The sequence below is a fragment of the Mesorhizobium sp. M7A.T.Ca.US.000.02.2.1 genome (genome assembly GCF_003996995.1).
Lineage (GTDB): Bacteria > Pseudomonadota > Alphaproteobacteria > Rhizobiales > Rhizobiaceae > Mesorhizobium.
In genome coordinates this window covers 1-4,097 of record NZ_RZTT01000486.1, presented here as the reverse complement: position 1 = coordinate 4,097, position 4,097 = coordinate 1, and the positions used below count along the sequence as shown (strand labels likewise).

Annotated in this window: 5 protein-coding genes; 1 reads left to right on the top strand and 4 read right to left on the bottom strand. The window is 63.0% G+C overall.

Features of this window, described 5'->3' with window-relative positions; all coding sequences use genetic code 11:
• Window positions 1-110: 110 nt before the first annotated feature.
• The 3 genes from EOD15_RS29980 to EOD15_RS29970 all read right to left on the bottom strand — a co-directional run bounded on the left by EOD15_RS29980 (window position 111) and on the right by EOD15_RS29970 (window position 2,297).
• Window positions 111-581 carry a hypothetical protein gene (locus EOD15_RS29980; RefSeq protein ID WP_127322476.1) on the bottom strand — a complete coding sequence of 157 codons (471 nt, stop codon included), beginning with the start codon at window positions 579-581 and terminating at the stop codon, window positions 111-113.
• Between the two features lie 221 nt (window positions 582-802).
• Window positions 803-1,678, bottom strand: coding sequence for a bifunctional helix-turn-helix domain-containing protein/methylated-DNA--[protein]-cysteine S-methyltransferase (locus EOD15_RS29975; protein ID WP_024502817.1), 876 nt, complete (start codon window positions 1,676-1,678; stop codon window positions 803-805).
• A gap of 124 nt (window positions 1,679-1,802) precedes the next feature.
• Entirely contained in the window at window positions 1,803-2,297 is a 495-nt protein-coding gene (locus EOD15_RS29970) for a DUF2244 domain-containing protein (protein WP_127409104.1), read from the bottom strand.
• A 22-nt stretch (window positions 2,298-2,319) separates the two neighbouring features.
• Here EOD15_RS29970 and nth point away from each other — a divergent pair, with 22 nt between their 5' ends.
• Complete coding sequence (gene nth, locus EOD15_RS29965) at window positions 2,320-3,144, top strand: endonuclease III (protein ID WP_127323046.1); 825 nt, start codon at window positions 2,320-2,322, stop codon at window positions 3,142-3,144.
• Window position 3,145: 1 nt separating this feature from the next.
• Here nth and EOD15_RS29960 read toward each other — a convergent pair.
• Window positions 3,146-4,097: tripartite tricarboxylate transporter permease (locus EOD15_RS29960; RefSeq protein ID WP_185929113.1), on the bottom strand; the 952-nt coding region annotated here is incomplete at its 5' end.

Genomic DNA, 4,097 nt, shown 5'->3' with positions numbered 1-4,097 from the left:
CCACGCATCGGCGACATCGATTGTGCCTTGACGGCAATGGGCGCCAATCCGATGGCCAGTGCCGTCGCCAGGATTCGAACATGTTTCAACGACCCCTCCTTCGCTGCGCGTCATTCGCAGCGCAGCGTTACCGTTGCCTGATAATTGCCGTTGGCGAAGCGATTGCTGCCGCCTTTGGTTCCGGCGAGGTGAACCGAGACGAGATCGGCGCCGGGTGTGGTGATGCTGGTTGCCGAGCCGGTCTCGACGATGGCATGCGCGCCGGTGGCGGAGTAGGTCGGCGTCCAGGTCGTCGACGTGCTGTCTGCCGATGGCACCGTCATGGTGGTGACCGGATCGACGCTGAGCGACACACCTCCGGTCGTCGTCAGCGTCACGGTCCCAGCCGAGCCGCCGCTGTTGTGGGAACTGAGGGACTGGAGATCGGGGCTGGCCGTCATCGTGCCGTTGGTGGCAACGACAAGCGTGCAGGTGGGCGCGATCGTGCCATTGAAGATGACATTCTGCGTCGCGGCCAACGCGGCCTCGTCGATGCTGGCAAGCAGCAGAGCTGCGCCGCAGGCGGCGCGAAACAATGTCATCGGGACCTCCTATCAAGCCGGATCGTCCGGATTAATATGAGGGCATCATCACCTTATCGTGGTTAATTTAGAGTTACCTAAAATAACGGCTTAAAATAACAATTACAGGAACCGGAGGTTGCCCTCGGTTGCAACGGCAGAAACCACAGTCTAAATCGCGCTTATACTTAATAAGGCCGATATATCCATGTTTTCCTTCGCAATATCGAGGAAAATCGATATTACGATACCTGCCCGGCTTCCCAGCCCAGAATGGCGCGCTTGCGGGTCAGGCCCCAGTGATAGCCGGTGAGATCGCCTGATTTACCGATGGCGCGGTGACAAGGCACCACGAAAGAGAGCGGATTGGCCCCGTTGGCGGCACCGACAGCACGGCTGGCGGACGGTGCGCCGATGCTGGCCGCAATCGAGGAATAGGTGCGGGCCTTACCCATCGGGATCTTGAGCAGCGCCTCCCAGACGCGAACCTGGAAGTCGGTGCCGATCATGACGACATGCAGCGGCTGGTCGGGGCGCCACAGCGTCGGATCGAAGATACGGGCGGCATAGGGACCGGTAGCAGTCATGTCCTCGACATAGATGGCGTTCGGCCAGCGGCTGGACATGTCGGCGAAGGCGGCGCGTTCCTCGCCGGGGTCGCTGAAGGCGAGGCCGGCGAGCCCGCGCTCGGTGGCCATGATCAGGGCGGTGCCGAATGGCGAGGAATGGAAGCCGTAGCGGATGGTGAGCCCGGCGCCGCGTGTCTTGTAGTCGCCCGGCGACATCGCCTCATGGGTGACGAACAGGTCATGCAGCCGGCCCGGGCCGGACATGCCCAGTTCGAACGAGGTCTCGAGCAGCGGCATGCCGGAATCGAGCAGCCTGCGCGCATGGTCCAGCGTCACCGCCTGCAGGAAGGCCTTGGGCGACAGGCCGGCCCAGCGGGTGAAGAGTTTTTGCAGGCCGGTCGGAGTCTCGCCAACCTCCTCGGCCAGTTCTTCAAGGGAAGGCTGATCGCGATAGTCGAGACTGATCTTCTCGATGGCACGGCGCACGATTTCGTAGTCGCTGCCTTCAGGCGTGATGTCCTTTTTGAGGACTGCGGTGTGTGTGCTCATGGAACTGTCTCCTTGAGCCGGAATATCGCCCCTCGGGGCGTCGATCGCCACCCGAAACTTGCCTTCCTGCGGCGCATACCCAGATGGACACGGAATTCGAGCCCAGGCGCCGCTCATGGCTGGCTCAGCGTGCCTTGGCGGTCGCCAGCGCCCGGGAAAAGGCGGTGGCAAAGCTCTCGCGGGAATCGGGGTCCAGGAACGATCCGATCGGCACGTTCTGCCCTTCGCCTTCAACCGTCATCCCTGTGATGCCGATCTCGGCGTGGCGGGCGATCGAAAGCCGCGCCCAGAACGGATTGAAGCGATGCGCTTCCGATTTCCCCGAGGGGGCGATCTTGCGGATGTCGAGGCTGGTGCGCGAGACCGAGACTTCCTCGCGGGCGCGAGCGGCCCGGTAGTTGATGCGAAAGGCGATGTAGACGGCGGCCACGTCGAGGCCGAAGAAGCCGAACACCGGCCAGGCGCCGCGCGACAGGAAAACCACGCCTGTCACCAGCCAGCCGAACAGCAGCGCGCCCATCAGGATGAAGAAGCCTGTCCGGCCCAGAGACCGGTGCGGGGTCAGTAGCGCCTGAAAGAATGGCTCGTCGGCCTGAAACGAGGCGTTTGTGTCGCTCATGAGGGGATATTATAGGAGGGAAATGGCAAGCCCCAAGTCCAAAGATTCTTCCCTGTCCAAAAAAGAGCTGTTGCCCGCACGACACGGCGGGTCGAACGCCAAGCCGCGTCCGCGGCCTGTGCGCCCCACTTCGCGCTACAGCCCGGCCGAAGTGCACGAGATATTCCGGCGCTTTTCCGTCCAGCGGCCCGAGCCGAAAGGCGAGCTCGAACATGTCAACGCCTTCACGCTGCTGGTCGCGGTGGTGCTGTCGGCGCAAGCGACGGATGCCGGCGTCAACAAGGCGACGCGGGCGCTGTTCAAGGCCGCCGATACGCCGCACAAGATGCTGGCGCTGGGGGAGGCAAGGGTCGGCGAATATATCCGCACCATCGGGCTGTGGCGCAACAAGGCGAAGAATGTGATTGCGCTGTCGCAGGCGCTGATCCGCGACCATGGCGGCGAGGTACCCGACAGTCGCGATGAATTGGTCAAGCTGCCCGGGGTCGGGCGCAAGACCGCCAATGTCGTGCTCAACATGGCCTTCGGCCAGCACACGATGGCGGTCGACACGCACATTCTCCGTATCGGCAACCGGCTCGGGCTGGCGCCCGGCAAGACGCCGGAACAGGTCGAACAGGGATTGTTGAAGATCATTCCGGACGAATATATGCGCCATGCACATCACTGGCTGATCCTGCATGGCCGCTACGTCTGCAAGGCGCGCAAGCCGGATTGCCCGGCCTGCGTCATCGCCGACATCTGCAAGGCCGAGGTCAAGACGACCGATGTGCCGGCACCGCTGGTGCCGATCGCACCGCTCGACCCTGTCGAAGAGATTCAGGACCGAAGCGGAACGACGGCGTAATTCAACTCTCCTCCACAAACACCTCTTCGCGCTTTTTCCTGACCGCCGGCAGGAAGACGACGGCGAGCACGGCGAGCGCGATGAGGAGCAGGCCGGCGCTGATCGGTCTGGTCAAGAAGGTGCTCGGGTCGCCGCGCGAGAGGATCATGGCGCGGCGCAGGTTTTCCTCGAGCAGCGGGCCGAGCACGAAGCCGAGCAGCAGCGGCGCCGGTTCGCAGCGCAACTTGGTCAGGAGATAGCCGAGGAAGCCGAAGAAGGCGACGGCATAGAGGTCGTAGACGTTGCTGTTGACGCTGTAGACGCCGATCGAGCAGAACGCCATGATGATCGGGAAAAGCACGTAATAGGGGATCGTCAGCAGCTTCACCCAAAGCCCGATCAGCGGCAGGTTGAGGACGATCAGCATCAGATTGCCGATCCACATCGAGGCGATGATGCCCCAGAACAGCGCCGGCTGTTCGGTCGCGACATTGGGGCCGGGCACGATGCCCTGGATGATCATGGCGCCGATCATCAGCGCCATGACCGGGTTGGCTGGAATGCCGAGCGTCAGCATCGGGATGAAGGAGGTCTGCGCACCGGCATTGTTGGCCGATTCCGGTCCGGCGACGCCTTCGATGGCGCCCTTGCCGAACTCCTGCGGGTTTTTCGAGACGCGTTTTTCGAGCGTGTAGGATGCAAAAGCTGCCAGGATCGCGCCGCCTCCCGGCAGGATGCCGAGCGCCGAACCGATGATCGTTCCGCGCACGATGGGCGCTGCCATGCGCCGAAAGTCCTCGCGGGTCGGCATAAGGCCCGTGACCTTGCGGATCATCACGGAGCGCTCATCCTCGTTTTCGAGGTTGCGCAGGATCTCGGCGACGCCAAAGACGCCGACCGCCACCGCAACGAAATTCAAGCCGTCGGCATATTCCCGGATCCCAAGCGTGAAGCGCGGCGTGCCGGTGTAGATG